This is a genomic window from Nonomuraea sp. NPDC026600 (assembly GCF_040638335.1).
Lineage (GTDB): Bacteria > Actinomycetota > Actinomycetes > Streptosporangiales > Streptosporangiaceae > Nonomuraea.
In genome coordinates, this window is the sequence record NZ_JBEZYD010000012.1 from 191623 (window position 1) to 209884 (window position 18262).

Annotated in this window: 17 protein-coding genes; 11 read left to right on the forward strand and 6 right to left on the reverse strand. The window is 69.3% G+C overall.

Annotated elements, in window-relative coordinates:
* Positions 1–41 precede the first annotated feature (41 nt).
* The 8 genes from AB0F17_RS27830 to AB0F17_RS27865 all read left to right on the forward strand — a co-directional run bounded on the left by AB0F17_RS27830 (position 42) and on the right by AB0F17_RS27865 (position 7886).
* Positions 42–815: an IclR family transcriptional regulator gene (locus AB0F17_RS27830; protein WP_358028322.1), complete on the forward strand. Its 774-nt coding sequence runs from the start codon at positions 42–44 to the stop codon at positions 813–815.
* A 35-nt stretch (positions 816–850) separates the two neighbouring features.
* Positions 851–1228 (forward strand): cupin domain-containing protein, encoded by a 378-nt coding sequence (locus tag AB0F17_RS27835; RefSeq protein ID WP_358028324.1) that lies wholly within the window; start codon positions 851–853, stop codon positions 1226–1228.
* Entirely contained in the window at positions 1225–2643 is a 1419-nt protein-coding gene (locus AB0F17_RS27840; RefSeq protein WP_358028326.1) for an aldehyde dehydrogenase family protein, read from the forward strand. The genes AB0F17_RS27835 and AB0F17_RS27840 overlap by 4 nt, the downstream gene beginning before the upstream one ends.
* An 81-nt stretch (positions 2644–2724) precedes the next feature.
* Positions 2725–3780: an ABC transporter substrate-binding protein gene (locus AB0F17_RS27845; protein WP_358028328.1), complete on the forward strand. Its 1056-nt coding sequence runs from the start codon at positions 2725–2727 to the stop codon at positions 3778–3780.
* 10 nt (positions 3781–3790) lie between these two features.
* Positions 3791–4675, forward strand: coding sequence for an ABC transporter permease (locus AB0F17_RS27850; protein WP_358028331.1), 885 nt, complete (start codon positions 3791–3793; stop codon positions 4673–4675).
* Positions 4668–5492 carry an ABC transporter permease gene (locus tag AB0F17_RS27855; protein WP_358028334.1) on the forward strand — a complete coding sequence of 275 codons (825 nt, stop codon included), beginning with the start codon at positions 4668–4670 and terminating at the stop codon, positions 5490–5492. Before AB0F17_RS27850 ends, AB0F17_RS27855 begins: the two co-directional genes overlap by 8 nt.
* The gene (locus AB0F17_RS27860) at positions 5489–6562 is read left to right on the forward strand and encodes an ABC transporter ATP-binding protein (RefSeq protein WP_358028336.1); all 1074 of its coding nucleotides are present in this window, start codon (positions 5489–5491) and stop codon (positions 6560–6562) included. Before AB0F17_RS27855 ends, AB0F17_RS27860 begins: the two co-directional genes overlap by 4 nt.
* Before the next feature lie 37 nt (positions 6563–6599).
* The gene (locus AB0F17_RS27865) at positions 6600–7886 is read left to right on the forward strand and encodes an aspartate aminotransferase family protein (RefSeq protein ID WP_358028339.1); all 1287 of its coding nucleotides are present in this window, start codon (positions 6600–6602) and stop codon (positions 7884–7886) included.
* A 69-nt stretch (positions 7887–7955) separates the two neighbouring features.
* Here the strand turns inward: AB0F17_RS27865 and AB0F17_RS27870 are convergent, their stop codons facing one another.
* Positions 7956–8360 (reverse strand): hypothetical protein, encoded by a 405-nt coding sequence (locus tag AB0F17_RS27870; protein WP_358028342.1) that lies wholly within the window; start codon positions 8358–8360, stop codon positions 7956–7958.
* A gap of 167 nt (positions 8361–8527) precedes the next feature.
* On the opposite strand from AB0F17_RS27870, the gene AB0F17_RS27875 reads away from it, so the two are divergent.
* From AB0F17_RS27875 to AB0F17_RS27885, 3 genes are read left to right on the forward strand one after another with little or no spacing between them, the layout of a single operon-like run.
* Complete coding sequence (locus tag AB0F17_RS27875; protein WP_358028344.1) at positions 8528–9250, forward strand: pyrimidine reductase family protein; 723 nt, start codon at positions 8528–8530, stop codon at positions 9248–9250.
* Positions 9247–10407 (forward strand): ATP-dependent DNA ligase, encoded by a 1161-nt coding sequence (locus tag AB0F17_RS27880; protein WP_358028347.1) that lies wholly within the window; start codon positions 9247–9249, stop codon positions 10405–10407. The genes AB0F17_RS27875 and AB0F17_RS27880 overlap by 4 nt, the downstream gene beginning before the upstream one ends.
* A 26-nt stretch (positions 10408–10433) precedes the next feature.
* On the forward strand, positions 10434–10781 hold the full coding sequence (locus AB0F17_RS27885; RefSeq protein WP_358028349.1) for a hypothetical protein: 348 nt from the start codon (positions 10434–10436) through the stop codon (positions 10779–10781).
* Positions 10782–10905: 124 nt separating this feature from the next.
* Here AB0F17_RS27885 and pgeF read toward each other — a convergent pair whose 3' ends face one another.
* From pgeF to AB0F17_RS27910, 5 genes are all read right to left on the reverse strand, one after another.
* A complete protein-coding gene (pgeF, locus tag AB0F17_RS27890) occupies positions 10906–11613 on the reverse strand; it encodes a peptidoglycan editing factor PgeF (RefSeq protein ID WP_358028352.1) in 708 nt (235 codons plus the stop codon).
* Positions 11614–11722: 109 nt separating this feature from the next.
* Positions 11723–14929 (reverse strand): efflux RND transporter permease subunit, encoded by a 3207-nt coding sequence (locus AB0F17_RS27895; protein WP_358028355.1) that lies wholly within the window; start codon positions 14927–14929, stop codon positions 11723–11725.
* Between the two features lie 261 nt (positions 14930–15190).
* The gene (locus tag AB0F17_RS27900; protein ID WP_358028358.1) at positions 15191–15862 is read right to left on the reverse strand and encodes a response regulator transcription factor; all 672 of its coding nucleotides are present in this window, start codon (positions 15860–15862) and stop codon (positions 15191–15193) included.
* On the reverse strand, positions 15859–17064 hold the full coding sequence (locus tag AB0F17_RS27905) for a histidine kinase (RefSeq protein WP_358028361.1): 1206 nt from the start codon (positions 17062–17064) through the stop codon (positions 15859–15861). The genes AB0F17_RS27900 and AB0F17_RS27905 overlap by 4 nt, the downstream gene beginning before the upstream one ends.
* Positions 17065–17200: 136 nt before the next feature.
* Entirely contained in the window at positions 17201–18214 is a 1014-nt protein-coding gene (locus AB0F17_RS27910) for a hypothetical protein (RefSeq protein ID WP_358028364.1), read from the reverse strand.
* Positions 18215–18262: the final 48 nt, after the last annotated feature.

Here is an 18262-nt window from a genome sequence, read left to right on the forward strand (position 1 = left end):
GGGACACGCCATCAGTCAGCTCTAGCCCGTGGGGACACACCGTGACGGAACCGAAGAGCCGCAGCGAGCTGCGCGACGGCGACATCCAGGCCGTGACCAGGTGCGCGGAGATCCTCAGGATGCTGGCCACGGATCAGACCGTCCGCGCGGCCGATGTCGCCGCGGGCCTGGGCCTGCAGCGGTCGACCGCGCACCGCTACCTCGCCTCGATGGCCAACGCCGGCCTGATCGAACGGGGGGAGGACGGGGCGTTCGAGCCCGGCCCGATCGCCGTACATCTCGGTGCGGCCGCGATGCGCCGGGCACGGGTCCTGGAGATCGCGGCGCCGTACATGGCCGCGCTGAGCGCCGAATCGCACGAGACCGTGGTCCTCAGCCTCTGGGGCGGACGGGGTGCCGTGGTCACCCGGGTCGAGATGGACACCGATCGGCTGGCCGTCGTGCATGTGCCGGAGGGTCGTGAATTACCGCTGAACGCCGCGCAGTCCCTGGTGTTCCTGGCCTACCTGCCCGACCGCCAGTTGGTCGATCGGCTGCTGTCCTCGCTGTCGATGCCGGTGCGCCACGACATCGAGCAGAGCATCCAGCAGGTGAAGTCCGACGGGATGGGCGCGCACTCCATGGTGGTGCAGGGAATCCACGCCGTGGCCGCCCCGGTCTTCGACGCCCGCGGAGTGATCTGTACGACGGTCGCCCTCATCGGGACCTCCGACACGTTAGTGGCCGGACCCGAGTCGGGGCTCTGGAAGGCACTGAAGGCGACCGCGGAACAGATCTCGGCACACCTCGGCCACGCCTCGGTGCCGCCGGCATGACACACAGCGCGTAACGACAGCAGAAGGAGCAGCAGGTGAGCAGCAAGAACCTCTACAGGACCGTTGTGCGGTGGGACGACCTGGCGCTGGAGGACGTGCGGCCCGGAGTCAAGCGGGCCGGCTACGTCACCGACGACGTGATGCTCGTGATGAACCACGTCGAGCCGGGGATGGCGCTCAACCCGCACGTCCACGAGGACTTCGACCAGCTCGCGTACATCGTGTCCGGCCGGGCGAAGTACTACATCGACGGCGTGCCGCACGAGATGGGCCCCGGCTCGATGTTGCTGGTGCCGGCGGGCTCGCCGCACTACATCGAGCCGTACGAGCCGACACTCAACCTCGACATCTTCACGCCGCCCCGGGCCGACCTCGCCCACCTGGCCGGTTACGAGAAGGACCTGAAGAAATGATCGTCCGCGACACCATCTACATCGACGGCCGATGGGTCGCCTCCGAGGGCACCGGTTCGATCGAGGTACTCAACCCGGCGACCGGTGAGGTCCTCGGGACGGTTCCGGCGGGGACCGCGGCCGACGTGGACCGCGCGGCCCGGGCCGCGCGCCGGGCGTTCCCCGGCTGGGCGGCGACACCGGTCGGCGACCGGGTGAACAGGTTGCGCGCGGTCGCCACCGGTCTGCGCGAGCGCGAGAAGGAGATCGTCGACCGCGTCATCAGCGAGGTCGGCACGCCGCGCGCGCAGGCCGGGATCATGCAGTTCGGCATCGTGGTGCAGACCTTCGAGGACGCCGCCGACCGGGCCGAGGAACTCTTCGAGGTCGAGCAGCTCGGCAACTCGCTGATCCGGCGGGAGCCGATCGGCGTGGTCGGGGCGATCGCACCCTGGAACTACCCGCTCTACCAGATCGCGCTCAAGATCGCGCCGGCGCTGGCCGCCGGCTGCACCGTGGTCATCAAGCCCAGCGAGGTCGCCGGGCTGACCCCGTACCTGCTGGCCGAGATCCTGGACCAGGCCGGATTCCCGCCGGGTGTGGTCAATCTGGTCTCCGGCACCGGTCCCGAGGTCGGCGAGGCCATCGCCGCGCATCCCGAGATCGACATGGTGTCCTTCACCGGTTCGGATCGCGCGGGCCGGCGGGTGGCCGAGGTCGCCGCGGCGACGGTGAAGAAGGTCGCGCTCGAGCTGGGCGGCAAGAGTCCGATGGTGGTCCTCGACGACGGGGATCTGGAAGCGGCCGTGTCGTACGGCGTGACGAGCTGCTACGCGAACGCCGGCCAGATGTGCGCGGCGCTGACGCGGATGATCGTGCCGCGCTCGCGGTTGGCCGAGGTGGAGCAGCTCGTCGTACGGGTCGCGGCATCGTATGTGCCGGGTGACCCGGACGCCGCCGAGACGAAGCTGGGGCCGGTGATCTCACCGGTCCAGCGTGACCGGGTGCTCGGCCTCATCGACGCCGGGATCCGCGAGGGCGCCAAGCTCCTGCTCGGCGGCCCCGCCACGCCGACCGGCCGGGACCGCGGATTCTATGTTCCCGCGACCGTCTTCTCCGAGGTGAAGCCCCATGCGCTGATCGCGCAGGAGGAGATCTTCGGGCCGGTGCTCGCCATCATCCCGGTCGACGACGAGGACGAGGCCGTCGCGGTCGCGAACGGGACACGGTACGGCCTCAACGCCGCGGTCTGGTCCGCGGACGTGGCCCGAGCCGAGCGCGTCGCCGCACAGCTCAACGCCAGCACGGTCTACATCAACGGCGGGAAGTTCAACCCGTCCGCTCCGTTCGGTGGCACCAAGGGCTCCGGATACGGCCGGGAGCGCGGCCGCTTCGGGCTCGAGGAGTACCTCCGGACGAAGTCCTACCAGTACTGAGGCAAGACCCGGCTCGTCGCCCCCTGGCGAGCCGGCCGAAAGAAGGCAGCATCCGCTGACCTGGGAAGCCCGGAGGGCCCCATGCATCGCAACACGTTCCTGGTCCCGGCGGCCCTCGTCCTGTCGGCCACGGTGCTCACCGCCTGTGGCGGCGGTGGCGGTGGCGGCACGACGTCCGCACAGTCCAACTCGCTTACCTTCGTCTCCTACGGCAGCGCGTTCCAGGAGAACCAGAAGAAGGCGTGGCAGGCGCCGTACACCGCCGCCACCGGCACGACATTCCGCAACGACGGACCGACCGACGACGCCAAGACCAAGACGATGGTCGAGGCGAACAAGGTGTCCTGGGACGTCGTCGACTCGGGAGCGGCGTTCGCGGCGCAGAACTGTGGCAAGTACCTGGAGAAGCTCGACCTGTCGCAGCTCGACACCAGCAAGTTCCCGGCCGGCACGGTGACCGACTGCGGGGTGCCGGCGTACTTCTACGGCCTGCACTTCCTCTACAACACGAAGAAGTACGGCACCAACCCGCCGACCACGATCGCGGACTTCTTCGACACCGCGAAGTTCCCGGGCCAGCGCATGCTCCCGCCCGAGGTCGCCGCCGGCATCCTCGAGGACGCCCTGCTCGCCGACGGTGTCCCGGCGGACAAGCTGTACCCGCTGGACGTGGACCGGGCGCTGAAGAAGCTGGACGCGATCAAGGCGTCGGCCACGCTGGCGAAGACCTACGGCCAGATGCAGCAGGCGATGGTGGACAACCAGGTCGACATGGTGCTGACGGTCACCGCACGGGCGACCTCCTCACTGAACGCCGGTGCGACCTTCAAGCCGGTGTGGGACAAGACGATCCTCACCTGGGACTCCCTCGTCATCCCGAAGGGCACGCCGCACAAGGACGCGGCGATGAAGTTCATCGCGTTCACCGCCAAGCCCGAGCAGTCGGCGAAGTTCACCGAGCTGGCCAACGTGCTGCCGTCCAACAGCGACGCGAAGCCGACCCTCACCGCGGCACAGCAGCAGCTGAACCCGAACCTCGACGACCGCAAGAGCGGCACCATTCTCAGCGACGTGAAGTGGTGGTCGGAGAACCTCGACGCGGTGACGAAGAAGTACACCGCATGGCAGGCGGGCTAGGAGACCGAGAATGAGCGAGACCACTGTCCCGGTCGCGACCGGGACCCTGCCGCGCCGTCGGCCGCGGGCGGCCACGCCGGTCTGGCTGCTGTTGCCGGCGACCGCGATGTTGCTGGTGTTCTTCGTCTACCCGCTGACGGCCATCATCTGGCGGAGTTTCACCGATCCGGCCGCCGGGTTGGGCAACTACACCGCGCTGCTGCACGACGACGTGTCGATCAAGATCCTGCTCCGGACCTTGCGCACCTCGCTGATCGTCGCCGTGTGCACCCTGATCATCGCCTACCCCTACGCCTACGCGATGACCAGAGTCGGTCCGCGGGCCAGGAGCGTGCTGACCGTACTGGTCCTGTTGCCGTTCTGGACCTCGCTGATGGCGCGCAACTTCGCCTGGTACATGCTGATGCAGCGCGGTGGGCCGATCGACCGGTTCTTCGGCGCGATCGGTGTCGACGGTGTGGTCCTGCTCGGCACCGTCGCCGGGGTCACGATCGCCATGGTGCAGGTGATGCTGCCGTACATGGTCCTGCCCTTGTACAGCGGGATGGAGAAGATCGACCGGCGGTTGCTGGACGCCGCCACCAGCCTGGGGGCTCCCCGATGGCGAGCGTTCGTCCGGGTCTACCTGCCGCTGTCCATCCCGGGGGTGCTGTCCGGCTTCTCCCTCGTCTTCGTCATCACGCTGGGCTTCTACATCACGCCGGCCCTGCTCGGGACGCCGCAGCAGTCGCTGATCTCCCAGCTGATCGGTACGCAGGTCTCCAGCTTGCTGGACTTCGGCGGTGCCGGCGCTCTCGGGACGGTGCTGCTGGTCGTGACGTTGCTGGTGCTGTTCGCCGTCAGCCGCGTCGCGCGGCCGACGGCAGCACTGGGTCAGGCGGTGGGCAGTGAGTGACAAGCCTTCCAGGACGAGGGTGCGCGCCGAGCGCCAGGACAACCTCGGCTGGGGCCTGCGGGTGGTCGTGACATTGGTCGGACTGCTGCTGGTGGCGCCGACCATCGTCGTGATCCCGATGAGCTTCTCCGGCGGCCAGACGTTCGAGTTCCCGCCCAAGACCTGGTCATGGCGCTGGTACGGCGAGTTCTTCGGCTCCGATGCCTGGATGTCCTCGCTGATCACTTCGGTAAAGATCGGCCTGGTCGTCGCCACGATCGCCACCGTTCTGGGGGTCGCCGCGGCCTTCGGTCTGGATCGATCGCGGTTCGCCGGAAAGGGAGCGCTCCGGTCGTTCGTGATGGCACCGATGATCATGCCGGGCATCGTGGTGGCGGTGGCCGTGTACGCGGTCTTCCTGCGCTGGCAGCTGAACGGCACGTTCACCGGTTTCGTCCTCGCGCATACGGTGCTGGCCCTGCCGTTCGTCATCACCTCGGTGTCGACGAGCCTGGCCGGTTACGACCGCACACTCGAGAACGCGGCAGCCAGCCTGGGTGCCCGGTCGTGGACCACGTTCCTGCGGATCACCGTGCCGCTGATCCTGCCGGGGGTGCTGTCCGGGTTCCTGTTCGCGTTCGTCGCATCGCTCGACGAGATCGTCATCGCGCTGTTCCTGCAGACCCCGGAGATCCGGACCCTGCCGGTGCAGATGTACAACTCGATCACCCTCGAGATCGACCCGACCATCGCGGCGGCGTCCAGCCTGATCGTCGTGGTCACCACCCTTGCCTTGCTGATTCCCCAGCTCGTCCGACGACAGCGGAGTACCTCATGAGCCAGCCATCGACACTCGGCCAGGCCAGCCACGGCATCCGGATCTCGGCCGTGAGCAAGATGTACGCCGGTACGTCGCAGCCCGCGGTGAACGATGTCTCGCTCGACATCGCGCCAGGGGAGTTCATGACCTTCCTCGGCCCGAGCGGTTCCGGCAAGACCACGATGCTCTCGATGATCGCCGGGTTCGTCGCACTGACCGCCGGCCGGATCGAGACCGACGGCCGGGACATCAGCCGGCTCAAGCCGCACAAGCGCGACCTGGGTGTGGTGTTCCAGCACTACGCCCTGTTCCCGCACATGACGGTGGCCCGCAACATCGCCTTCCCGCTGCAGCAGCGTTCCGTGCCGAAGGCCGAGATCGCCGCGAGGGTGCGGGCGGCCCTCGAGCTCGTCCGGTTGGAGCAGTACGCCGATCGGCTGCCCAGGCAACTGTCCGGTGGCCAGCAGCAACGAGTCGCCCTCGCCCGCGCGGTCGTCTACCAACCGCGGGCACTGCTGCTCGACGAGCCGCTGGGCGCGCTGGACAAGAAGCTGCGCGACCAGTTGCAGCGGGAGATCGCCCGGATGCACCGCGAGCTGGGAATGACGTTCATCTTCGTCACTCACGACCAGGAAGAGGCGTTGACGCTGTCGGACCGGATCGCGGTGTTCAACGAGGGCCGGATCGAACAGGTCGGACCACCGGCCGAGCTCTACGAGCGGCCGGCCACCTTGTTCGTGGCCGAGTTCCTCGGTGAGTCCAACGTGTTCGCCGGTGTGGCGGACGGACAGCTGGCTGTTGTCCGGCCGGAGCGCCTGGAGTTGTCCAGCCGGGCGGATGCCGTCCCTGCCGGTCACCCGCAACGCCCGGCCCTCGTCACCGACATCGTGTACGTCGGCAACCATCACCGGATCGGGCTGCGGTTCGCCGACGGCACCAGTGGGTGTGCCATGCGGGTGAGCGGCGCGCCACTGCCGGCCGCGCCCGGTGAGTCCGTGATCGCCAGCTGGACGCCGGCGCACCACAGCCTGGTCGCCGACTCGACAACCACTCGCACCGAACACCAGAGCCCCGTCGGCATCGGTTAGCGCCGCATTTCATCGTATGGGTAGACAGGAGATAACCATGTCCACGAATCAACGAGCGCTGGCGGCCGCGGACAAGCAGTACATCGTCCATCCGCACACCGTGGTCGGACAGCCACCTGAGCCGCTGATCATCGAACGCGGCGAGGGCGCGCTGGTATGGGATGTCGATGGCAAGGAGTATGTCGACGGCACCTGCGGGCTCTGGCAATGCGCGGTCGGCCATGGCCGCCGCGAACTGGCCGACGTCGCCGCGGAACAGATGGCCAAGCTGGAGTTCTACCCGTCGTTCTGGGACTACTCCAACGAGCCGGCGATCAGGCTGGCCGAGCGGCTGGTCCAGTTGTCGCCCGAAGGCCTGAACAAGGTCTTCTTCACCAACGGCGGCTCGGAAGGCACCGAGACCGCGATCAAGCTCGCCCGGCTGGCCCACCACGCCAACGGGCAGCCCGAACGGACCGTCATCCTGTCGCGCGAGTCGGCCTACCACGGCGTCAGTGCGGTCTCCCTGGCGGCTACCGGCATGCCGGCGATGAAGGAGGGGTTCGGGCCGCAGCCGGACGGCTTCGTGCACCTGAGCGTCCCGCACGCCCGCAAGATCGGCCCGAACGCCACCGACGTGCTGGTAGCCGAGCTCGAGGAGACCATCGAGCGGATCGGGGCGGACAAGATCGCGGCCTTCATCGGTGAGCCGGTGCTCGGCGTCGGCGGCATGGTGCCGCCACCGGACGGCTACTGGCCACGGGTGGCCGAGGTCCTGAGGAAACACGGAATCCTGCTGATCCTCGATGAGATCGTCACCGCTTTCGGCCGCACCGGGTACTGGTTCGCCGCCGAGCGGTACGGCGTCACGCCCGACCTGCTCGTCACCGCCAAGGGCCTGTCCAGCGGCTACATCCCGATGGGTGCGGTGCTGATCGGCGACCAGGTCATCCGGATGGCGCACGGCGCCACTTTCTGGCACGGATTCACCTACAACGGCCACCCGGTAGGCGCCGCGGTATCACTGGCGAACCTCGACATCATCGAACGAGAAGGCCTGCCGGCTCGGGCACAGCACATCGGCACGTTGATGCTCGAAGCCCTCAAGCCACTGCCCGACCTCCCCGAGGTGGTCGAGGTCCGTGGCGTCGGCCTGGCCCTCGGCATCGAGTTCGATGGGATCGACGCGGCGGCGATCGCGGCCTCCTGCCGTGAGGACGGGGTCATCGTCCGCGCAGGGATCGGCCGGATCGTCCTCTCCCCACCACTGGTCATCACCGAGGGCCAGGCCGATGCGATCTGCACGGCGTTGGAGAAGCACATCACCGCGGCGGTTCAGAAGTAAGAACGCGCAGGGACACCGCCCGGCAGCGGCGAGACGGCGCCTCCTGACCGAGCACACGTGGGTACCCGCTCACAGGCGGCCGGCCACGCTGGCGGTGAGGAGTACCAGGACGAACGTCGCCACGCCCGCCACGCCGTGCAGGAGGACCGCCAGGAGCGGGAAGCGTCGCTCCGCGCCTCGGGCGTGGCGGCCCGTGCCCAGCCAGCGGGTGAACATCGTGAAGCCCAGCAGGGCCGCCACCGCCAGCACCCCGAACGCCGTCCAGGCCAGCAGGCGGCTGCCCGTGATCAGGAAGGCCATCCAGCAGGTCAGCGCCGACAGCGCCAGCACCGGGTGGGAGAAGATCAGCGTCACCGGAAAGCGGGTGACCTTCGTCGCCTGTTGCCGCAGGCCGCCGCCCGACAGCCAGAGGTAGAGCAAGTAGATTCCTACGAGCGCGGTGAACAGCCATGTCACGGCAGTGATCAGCCCCACTGGGCCTCCCTCGCGTGCCCGATCCCCAAGTGCCCCGATCCCCATGTGCCTGCCGCCACGTTATGCGCATCACGCTACGTGTGTCCCTCGATACAGCAAAGTGCTATCCCTCCCGTCAAAGGCCCCTACATCGGCTCGTTGTCGGAGGCGTGTGCCAAGGTGGAGGAGTGCGTCGCATCCATCCCGACATTCAAGACGAACCAGACATCGAGCAGGCTTACGCCTGTCCGGCGGGCCGGCCATGGCTGCGCCTCAACATGGTCGCCAGCGCCGACGGGGCCGCCTGGCTGAAAGGGCTGTCGGGCGGGCTGTCCAGCGAGGGCGACCGGCGGATCTTCCGGGTCCTGCGCGGGATGTCCGACGTGGTCATGGCGGGCGCCGCGACCGTGCGCACCGAGGGGTACGGGGCGGTCAAGCCGCGCGAATCATGGCAGACCCTGCGGGAGGGCCGGCCGCCGGCCCCGCCGATCGCGGTGGTCAGCCGCCGGCTCGACCTCGATCTGGGCAGCCCGCTGTTCACCGAGGCCGTCAGCCGGACGATCGTCATCACCTGCGAGGCCGCGCCCGCCGAGCGCCGCGCCGACGCCTCCCGGGTGGCCGACGTCGTGGTGGCGGGCGGCGACCTGGTCGACATGTCGGTGGCCGTGCGCGAGCTGCACGAGCGCGGCCTGACGCGGATCCTGTGCGAGGGCGGCCCCCGGCTCAACGGGCAGCTCGCGGCGGCCGACCTGATCGACGAGCTCTGCCTGTCGATCAGCCCGCTGCTGGTCGGGGGCGGGGCCGCGCGCATTCTGAACGGCGAGGCATCGCAGGTCGAGCTGCGGCTCAGCCAGGTGCTGGAGGAGGAGGGGGTCCTCTTCTGCAAGTACACGAGGGAGTCAACGACATGACCGAGCCCACCCAGCCGTCCGTCGAGGTCGCGGTCGCCGAAGAGCCGGAGCCGGTGCCCAATCTGCCGGTGCGCCCGCCTGTGGCGCCGATGCTGGCCAAGCCGGTCAAGAAGATGCCCGAGCAGGACGGCACGCTGTTCTACGAGCCGAAGTGGGACGGGTTCCGGTGCATCGTGTTCCGCGACGGTGACGAGGTCTATCTGGGCAGCCGCAACGAGCGGCCGTTCACCCGCTACTTCCCCGAGCTGGTCGAGGCGGTCAGGGCGGAGTTGCCGGAAAGGTGCGTGGTCGACGGCGAGATCGTGCTGCCACAGGGCTCGCAGCTCGACTTCGACGCGCTGCAGCAGCGCATCCATCCGGCGGCATCGCGGGTCACGATGCTGTCCGAGCGGACTCCCGCGTCGTTCGTGGCGTTCGACCTGCTGGCGCTGGGCGACGAGTCGCTGATGGAGGCGCCGTTCAGCGAGCGGCGGGCGCGGCTGGAGCAGATCTTCCCGGAGAAGGGCAGCTCCATCCGGCTGACCCCGGTCACGACCAACACCGAGCAGGCGTCCGAATGGTTTGAGATGTTCGAGGGCGCGGGGCTCGACGGCATCATCGTCAAACCCGGCGACCAGCCGTACATCCCCGACAAGCGCACGATGCTCAAGGTCAAGCACGAGCGCACCGCCGACGTGGTGGTGGCCGGCTACCGCGAGCACAAGACCGGGCCGATCGTGGGCTCGATCCTGCTCGGCCTCTACGGCGACGACGGCAGGCTGCATCACGTGGGCGTGGCGGCGTCGTTCCCCATGGCGCGCCGGGCCGAGCTGGTCGAGGAGCTCAAGCCGTACATCGCCGAGCTGGGCGAGCATCCGTGGGGCCACTGGGCCGAGCAGGCGGCGGCCACCGTCGGGCAGCCGACGGCCGGGCCCGCGACGGGCGGGCAGCGGGTGCCGGGCGCGGTGTCGCGCTGGAACGCCAAGAAGGACCTGTCGTTCATCCCGCTCCGGCCGGAGCTGGTGATCGAGGTGGCCTATGACCAGATGGAGGGCGACCGGTTCCGGCATACCGCGCAGTGGCGGCGGTGGCGGCCGGACCGGACGCCTGAATCGTGCACGTACGAGCAGTTGGAGAGACCGGTCTCGTACAACCTCGACGACATCCTTGCTCGATAGCCCTTTAACCCGTTATATCTCGATATATGAGTACCGGTGATGAGTTGCGGGCGGCGGTGGGCGCCCGTCGCGACCTTGGGCCCGATTTCGAGGACGCGATAGTCGAATCCTTCCTCGAGAAGATGGGGCAGGAGGTCGACCGGCGAGTCGACGAACGGCTCGCCACCTTGGGGCCCAAGGGCAAGGGCAAGGACGTCTCCGCGCGGCAGGGGCCGAGCGAGGGTCAGCGGCTGGCGCTGGCGATCGTGTCGCTCGCTCTGGGCACCGTCCTGACCCTGGCCGTGATCTTCGGCGGCAAGGAGATGTGGGTGATCGCGCCGATCTGGTTCGCGGTCATCGTGATCAACGGGATCTTCGGCAGCAGCCGAAACTGACCTCGACACCCACCGCCGTGGCGGGCACACCAGATCAGCCAGGGTCAGGCCCTGTCGGGGTCAGGCGAGCCAGATCAGCTGAGGTCAAGCCGAACCGGGTCCGCTGGGTTCGGCCCAGACGGGGTCAGGCGAGCCAGATCAGGCCAGCGAAGCGGCCGCCCGGCTGTTCGCGGCGGTGGGAGTAGAGCTCCTGCGACTCGATCGTGCATCGGGCGTCGTGCCGTACGTCGGCGACGCCCGCCGTGCGCAACTGGGCCTCGATGCCTGCCCGGAGGTCCAGGGCGGGCGTGTCCCACGAGGTGGTGGACCAGGTCTCCGGCACCCGGGACGCGACCCGTTCGCGCAGCTCGGCGGGCACCTCATAGCAGCGGCCACACGCGCCGGGCCCGATCAGCGCCACCATCCGCCCGGGCGCCGCGCCCTTGGCCGCCATCGCCTCTACCAGGGCGGTGGCGATGCCCGCCTCGGTGCCGGGCCGTCCGGAGTGGGCGGCGGCGACCATACCCGCGACCGGATCGGCGACGAGCACGGCCGGGCAGTCGGCGCCGAGTGAGGCGAGCGCCAGGCGTGGCTCGGTGGTGAAGACGCCGTCGAGCGGCGGCGCGTCGTCGCCGAACGGCTCGCTGACGTACGCGACGTCGGCGCTGTGGACCTGCCGCATGAACACGACGGCCCGCACACCCAGCTCGGCCGCGACACCCGCCCGGTTGGCGCGCACCGCGTCGGGGTCGTCGCCGACGAGGCCGCCGAGATTCCGCGACGCGTACGGCGGAGCACTCACTCCCCCGTGGCGATCGGTGATGACGACGTGCACTCCGGGGGCCAGCTCCATGCCTCCGATCTTAGGGCCGCCCCGCCATCCCACCCGCCCCGGGCGTACGCCGGCGCCCCTGGCCTGCCTTTCGGGGCTCAGGGGCGGGTGTCGGCGTAGTGGCGCGGGGTCAGCTGGAGTGGGCCGGTTCCTTGGGGGTTTCGGCCAGGGGTGGTGCGTCGGGGCGTTCCGCGCGGCGGGTCCGGATCTTCTCCTTCCTGCTTTCGACCATGGTGTAGAGGGTCGGGACCAGGACGAGGGTGAGGAGCGTGGAGCTGATCAGGCCGCCGATGACGACGATGGCGAGGGGTTTGGAGATGAAGCCGCCGCCGCCGGTGATGCCCAGGGCCATCGGCAGCAGGGCGAAGATCGTGGCCAGCGCGGTCATCAGGATGGGGCGCAGCCGGTTGCGGCCGCCTTCGATGACCGCCTCGTGCAGCGGCATGCCCTGGCGGCGGTATTGGTTGATCAGGTCGAGCAGCACGATGGCGTTGGTGACGACGATGCCGACGAGCATCAGCAGGCCGATCATGGCGGCCAGTCCGAGGGAGGTGCCGGTGATGAGCAGCAGGCCGATCGCGCCGGTGGCGGCGAACGGGATCGACACCAGCAGCAGCAGCGGCTGGATGAGGCTGCGGAAGGTGGCGACCATGACGAAGAACACCAGCGCGATGGCCGCCACCAGGGCCAGGGCGAGGCTGCCGAAGGCTTCGTCCTGGTCGGCGCTGGCGCCGCCGATGGAGTAGGTGGCGCCGGCGGGCAGGGTCAGCTTGGCGAGCCGGGTCTGCAGGTCCGCGCTGATGGCGCCGAGGCTGGCGCCGGTGCTCTTGCCGGAGACGGTGACGGTGCGGTCCCCGTCGATGCGGGTGACCGAGACGGGTCCGTTGACCTGCTTGACCTCGGCGACGTCGGCGAGGTCCACCTTTCCCGGCAGTTCGAGCTTGCGTAGCTCGGCCAGGGAGACGGGGGCGTCGCCGGTGTGCAGGAGGACGTCGGCGGTGGTGCCGTCGAAGGTGAGCTGGGTGACGGTGGTGTCGCGGAAGGCCTGGGAGACCGCCTGGCCGATGGCGGCCTCGGACAGGTTGTGCTTGGCGGCCTCCTTGCGGTCGACGGTGACGTCGATGCGGGGCGCGGTGTCGGCCAGGGTGCTGGTCGTCTCGGTGACGCCGGGCATCGCCGCCATGCTCTGCTGGACGACTCGCGCCGCGTCGCGCAAGGTGTCCTGTTCGCCGGCGTGGACCAGGACCTCGAGCTTGTCGCCGCCGAACCCGCCGCTTTCGCCGATGCTGATCTGGCCCGCGTCGGTCAGCTTGCCCAGCCGATCGCGCAGAGTGTTCTCCACGGTCGCGGTGTCGCTGCCCTCGTGCAGGGTGAGGGAGTAACTGGCGCGGGCCGTACCTCCCCCGCCACCCCCGCCGGGACGCCCGCCGCCGAAGCCGACGCCGCTCGCGCCTCCCACGGTGACCTGGTAGGACTGGATCTCATCGAGGCCGGTGAGGATCTTCTCGACCTCTTTGGCCTTGGCGTCGGCTGAGGCCAGGGAGGTGCCGACGGGCAGGTTCTGGGTGACGTTGACCGTGTTCTGTCCCGCGTTGTCGATGAAGCTGGTCTGCAGGCTGGGGACCAGGGCGAGGGTGCCGATGAGGATCGCCAGGGCGCCGGCGACCGTGGTGAGCCGGTGCCGGGTGGCGAAGCGGATCACCGGGACGTAGGCGCGCTGGAGCAGGCTGCGGCGCTCCTTCTCCTCGGCCTTGTCGCGGTCGCCGTCCTTGGGCGGCTTGAGGAACCAGTAGCTCAGCACCGGTACGACGGTCAGCGACACCAGCAGGGAGGCGATCAGGGCCACGGTGACGGTGATGGAGAACGGGCCGAACAACTCGCCGACGAAACCGCCGACGAAGGCGATCGGCAGGAACACCGCGACGGTGGTGAGGGTGGAGGCGGTGACGGCGCCCGCGACCTCGCGTACGCCGTTCTCGATCGCCTGCCGTTTGCGCTCGCCGTAGGACAGATGGCGTTTGATGTTCTCCAGGACCACGATCGAGTCGTCGACGACGCGGCCGATCGCGATGGTCAGGGCGCCGAGGGTGAGCATGTTCAGGGAGTAGTCCTTGACCCACAGCCCGATCAACGCGATCAGCACCGACAGCGGGATGGAGACCACGGTCACCAGCGTGGAGCGTACCGAGACCAGGAAGATCAGGATGACCAGCACGGCCATGGCCAGGCCCAGCAGGCCCTCGGTGGTCAGGCTCTCGATCGACTTCTGCACCTGCGGCGCCTGGTCGAAGACGATGGTGAGCGCGGTGCCGGTGCCGAGCGCGGTGGCCAGGGCGGGCAGTTTCGCGCGTACGTCCTGCGAGATCGACACCGCGTTGCCGTCGGGCTTCATGGTGATCGAGACGCCCAGGCTGGGCTTGCCGTCGGTGCGGGTGAGCGTGGCCGCCTCGGCCAGTCCGAGCTTCACGGTGGCCACGTCGCCCAGCCGTACCGGCTTCGGCTTCTTCGGCTTGGCGGCAGCAGGGTTGGCCTGCGGCGCGCCCGGACGCTGACCCTGGCTGGTGGGCTGGGCCGGGGACGCCGGGGACGCCTGCGCGGCGGGGGCCAGGTAGAGGTCCTTGAGGTCCTCGATCGAGTCGTACCGGCCGCCGACCTGGACGCTCAGGGTGGTGTCGGAGTGGGTGAGGGAGCCGGCCGGTATCGGCTGGCCCGCGCCCTGGATGGCGGTGGAGATCGCGCCGGCGTCCAGCCCGTGCTTCTTCAGCTCATCGGTGTCGGGGGTGATGGTGATGACCTGATCCCGGGTACCGGTGACCGAGGCCTCCTTCACGCCCTCGACGCCGGTGAGCGCCGGCACCACCTGGGTGTCCAGGTGCTCGGCGAGGCGCTGCTGGGAGCCCTCGGAGGCGGCGGCGAGCTGGATGACCGGCAGGTCGTCGGTGCTGCCCACGACCACCTGGGGCTCCACCCCGTCGGGCAGCCGGCTGGACAGTCCGCCGACCACCTGCTGGATCTTGCTCTGCGCGTCGTCGATGTCGGTGCCGAAGTCGAAGGCCACCTGGATCGTCGCGCTGGACTCCCGCGAGGTCGAGGTCACGCCGGTGACGCCGGCCACCCCGCGTACCCCCTCTTCCAGCGGTACCGTGACCCGGTCCTCGACGATCTGCGGCGCGGCACCGGCGTACGTCGCCACGACCGACACTTGCGGAAACGACAGTGAGGGCAAGAGCTGCTGTTGCAACGCCGGGGTGATGTAGGCGCCGAACGCGACCACCACGATCGTGATGAGCGCGATGAGCCCCCGATTCGCCAGGCTCAATCTAGCCAGAAACGACATCATTCCACTTCTCTTCAGATGGGTGTCAGACCGCTCAGCGCGCAGGACCGGGAGAGCCGGAGACGACAGCTGCTCGTACGAGTCGTGCCGCCTCACCATGGGCGGAGCACGGCATCGTCGTGGTCACTACTCAAGACTCGTGGCGTCGTCCCGGGAGAACGTCCCCCTGGAGGAGGGTCTTGATCTGCGGCGATCGCGGTAGACGCGGGGGGCGGGCTACCGCGCCCGCGGTTCCCGGCCGATCAGTGGGCCTGGGACGGATCAGCGGGCCTGGGGACGGATCAGGCCGGTCTCGTAGGCGATGATCACCAGTTGGGCGCGGTCGTGCGCCTTCAGCTTGATCATCGCCCGGTTGACGTGCGTCTTGGCGGTCATCCGGCTGATCCCCAGCAGGTCGGCGATCTCATCGTTGGTACGCCCGCAGGCCACCAGGATCATCACCTCCCTTTCGCGCTCGGTCAGCACGGCCAGGTCCTCCAGCACGTGCTCGGCCGAGGCGCCGGGGCTGGCCAGGAACCGGGTGATCAGCCCTCTGGTCGCCGACGGCGACAGCAGCGCCTCGCCCCTGGCCACCACCCGGATGGCCTCCTGCAACTCGCCGGCCTCCACGCTCTTGCCGAGGAACCCGCTGGCGCCCGCCCGCAGCGCGGCGAAGACGTACTCGTCGATCTCGAACGTGGTCAGGACCAGCACCCGGACCCCGGCCATGGCCTTGTCGGAGGTGATCTCACTCGTCGCCGCGAGACCGTCCATTCCGGGCATGCGGATGTCCATCAGCACCACGTCGGCCATGGTCTCCCGCGCCAGCCGTACGGCGTCGTGACCGTTGGCGGCCTCGCCGACCACCTCCAGGTCGGGCGCCGAGTCGACCAGCACCCGGAACCCGGCGCGGACCAGCGCCTGGTCGTCGGCCAGCAGGATTCTGATCGTCATGGGCGGCTCTTCCTGGAGGTGGGGAGCACGGCGCGGACCCGGAATCCACCGTCTTCCACGGGCCCGGCGACGAAGGTCCCCCCGACCGACCGGGCCCGCTCCCGCATGCCGATCAGCCCGTGACCGGTCCCGGAGGAGACCCCGCCCGGATCGCTGTCACCGTCATCGGCCACGTCGACGACCACCGCATCGGAGGTGTAGTCGATCCGCACGGTCGCGGTCGCCCGTGGCGCGTGCTTGCTCACGTTGGTCAGCGCCTCCTGGACGATCCGGAACGCGGCCAGGCCCACGGGAGCGGGCAGCGGCCTCGGGTCGCCGTAGATCAGCCAGCCCAGTTGCAGCCCGGCGGTGGTGAACGAGTCGACCAGGTCAGGCAGCCGATCCAGGCTCGGCGCCGGCTCGGTGAGGAGCTCGTCGCGGCTGCCCGGGCGGCGCAGCAGCCCCACCGTCGTCCGCAGCTCGTCCAACGCCTCCTTGCCCGCGTGCCGGACATGGCCCAGCGCCGTACGGGCCTGCTCGGGTTCGGTCGCCAGCAGGTGCGCGGCGACCTGCGCCTGTACGTTGATCAGCGCGATGTGGTGGGCGAGAACGTCGTGCAACTCCCGCGCGATGTGCAGCCGTTCCTCCATCACCCGGCGTTCGGCCTCCTCCTCGCGCGTCTCCTCGGCCCTGCGCGCCCGCTCCTCGATGGCGGCCACATAGGCCCGGCGGCTGCGCAGCGCGTCCCCGATGGCGGTGGCCATGCCGATGGGGGCGATCTGTGCCAGCACTTCGGGCGCCAGCCACGCGTTCCCGGCGAACACCACCTTGGCCACGGTGACCACCAGCGCGACGAGCCCTCCGTAAACCCACGCGTCCCGGCGTGGGTAGCGCGCGGCCACGGTGTACACCGCGATCCCCAGCACCAGGTCCAAGGGGCTGCGCCCGCCGCTGACCATGAGGTAGGCCACGAACCCGGTGACCGTGACCGCGAGAACGGCGCGCGGCCACCGCCGCCGGAAGACCAGAGCCCCGCAGACGACCGTCGCCAGCGCGATGCTGTACGCGGTGAGGGGCTGCATCTGGCCACGCCACATCGCCCCCGGCGGCAGGGGCGCCTCCGGCGTCAGCAGCGTGGCCGCATACAGGAACACGGCCAGGATCGTGTCCGCCACATAGGGTCGGGCACGGAGTTCCTGTCTCAGCCAGGTCAGCGGACGCACCCCTACACGTTAGGTCTGAGCTGGGCGCATTCCCTCATCCGGTGGTACCGACCCGCGCTACTGCGACCGCGGTACGCGGGCCGGGGCTGCGGTGCGGCGGGCGCAGGCCGGCGCCCGCCGTAATGCTCGGCTGGAGTCAGAAGTCGGCTATGGTCCCTCCCAAAGATGCCCAGTCGGCTCTCCAACCGCCGTCCTCCAGCTGCCACTTGTGCCACACGGCGGAGTCGTAGCCGAGGTAGAAGGCCTCCAGACGGCCGTCGTCGTTGCGGGCCAGAACCGGATCGCCGGCCGCCTCGCCACCGAGGGAGCTCCACGAGCCCCAGGTGTCCTCGATCTGGGAGATTTCGTAGATCTCGGAGTCCTCGGATCCTCGGGCGAGAACGACGAGGCGGTCGTCATTGTCCTGGAAGATCGCCGGTACGCCGTAGGCCTTCCCGCCGAGGCTCTCCCATTCGCCCCAGGCGCCGTTGGCGCTGGTCTGCTTGATGTGCCACAGGGTGTTGTCGGGGCGGTGCGTGAACACCTCCAGGCATCCGTCAGCGTTCTGGAACACCGCCGGATCGGTGTCCACGCTGCCGCCGAGGCTCTCCCACGTGCCCCAGGCGCCGTTGGTGCCGCTCTGCCGGATGTGCCATACGGCGTCGCCGTCCCACCGTACGAACACCTCCAGCCGTCCGTCGGCGTTCTGGAACACCGCCGGGTTGCTGCGCAGTTCGCCGCCGAGGTCCTTCCACCCTGTCCATTCGCCGCCGGGGGTGGTCTGCCAGGCGCATTGGAGAGTGTTGTTGATCTCGCGCATGAAGGCGCTCAGCCCTCCGCCGGCGTCCTGGAACACCGCGACTTCGCTGCCGAAAGACTCGCCGCCGAGGTCGTTCCACTCGCCCCATGCGCCAGGGCTCGTCTGCTGGATGTGGTGAATGCCGTTGTCGATGCCTGGGGCGAGCACCTCCAGGCGGTCTTCGCCGTCGCGGAAAACGGTCGGGGCGGCGACGACCACGCCGCCGAGGCTGTCCCAATCGCTCCAGTCGCTGTTGGGGGCGGTCTGCCAGACGTGCTGCAAGGTGCTGTCGATGCCTCGGGCGAACGCCTCCAGGCGCCCATCGGCGTTGAGCGCGACATGGATGCCGGCGAGTTTGGGATCGAGAAGCATGGCCTCTCCTCACATAACGGAGTTGATTGACAACGGAGAGTCAATCAC

What these genes read in the sequence shown, in the direction of transcription:
- AB0F17_RS27910 (WP_358028364.1), bottom strand. Translation starts at nt 18,214, where the DNA reads ATGCTTCTCGATCCCAAACTCGCCGGCATCCATGTCGCGCTCAACGCC.
- AB0F17_RS27865 (WP_358028339.1), top strand. Translation starts at nt 6,600, where the DNA reads ATGTCCACGAATCAACGAGCGCTGGCGGCCGCGGACAAGCAGTACATC.
- AB0F17_RS27860 (WP_358028336.1), top strand. Translation starts at nt 5,489, where the DNA reads ATGAGCCAGCCATCGACACTCGGCCAGGCCAGCCACGGCATCCGGATC.
- AB0F17_RS27840 (WP_358028326.1), top strand. Translation starts at nt 1,225, where the DNA reads ATGATCGTCCGCGACACCATCTACATCGACGGCCGATGGGTCGCCTCC.
- AB0F17_RS27900 (WP_358028358.1), bottom strand. Translation starts at nt 15,862, where the DNA reads ATGACGATCAGAATCCTGCTGGCCGACGACCAGGCGCTGGTCCGCGCC.
- AB0F17_RS27850 (WP_358028331.1), top strand. Translation starts at nt 3,791, where the DNA reads ATGAGCGAGACCACTGTCCCGGTCGCGACCGGGACCCTGCCGCGCCGT.
- AB0F17_RS27895 (WP_358028355.1), bottom strand. Translation starts at nt 14,929, where the DNA reads ATGTCGTTTCTGGCTAGATTGAGCCTGGCGAATCGGGGGCTCATCGCG.
- pgeF (WP_358028352.1), bottom strand. Translation starts at nt 11,613, where the DNA reads ATGGAGCTGGCCCCCGGAGTGCACGTCGTCATCACCGATCGCCACGGG.
- AB0F17_RS27845 (WP_358028328.1), top strand. Translation starts at nt 2,725, where the DNA reads ATGCATCGCAACACGTTCCTGGTCCCGGCGGCCCTCGTCCTGTCGGCC.
- AB0F17_RS27885 (WP_358028349.1), top strand. Translation starts at nt 10,434, where the DNA reads ATGAGTACCGGTGATGAGTTGCGGGCGGCGGTGGGCGCCCGTCGCGAC.
- AB0F17_RS27880 (WP_358028347.1), top strand. Translation starts at nt 9,247, where the DNA reads ATGACCGAGCCCACCCAGCCGTCCGTCGAGGTCGCGGTCGCCGAAGAG.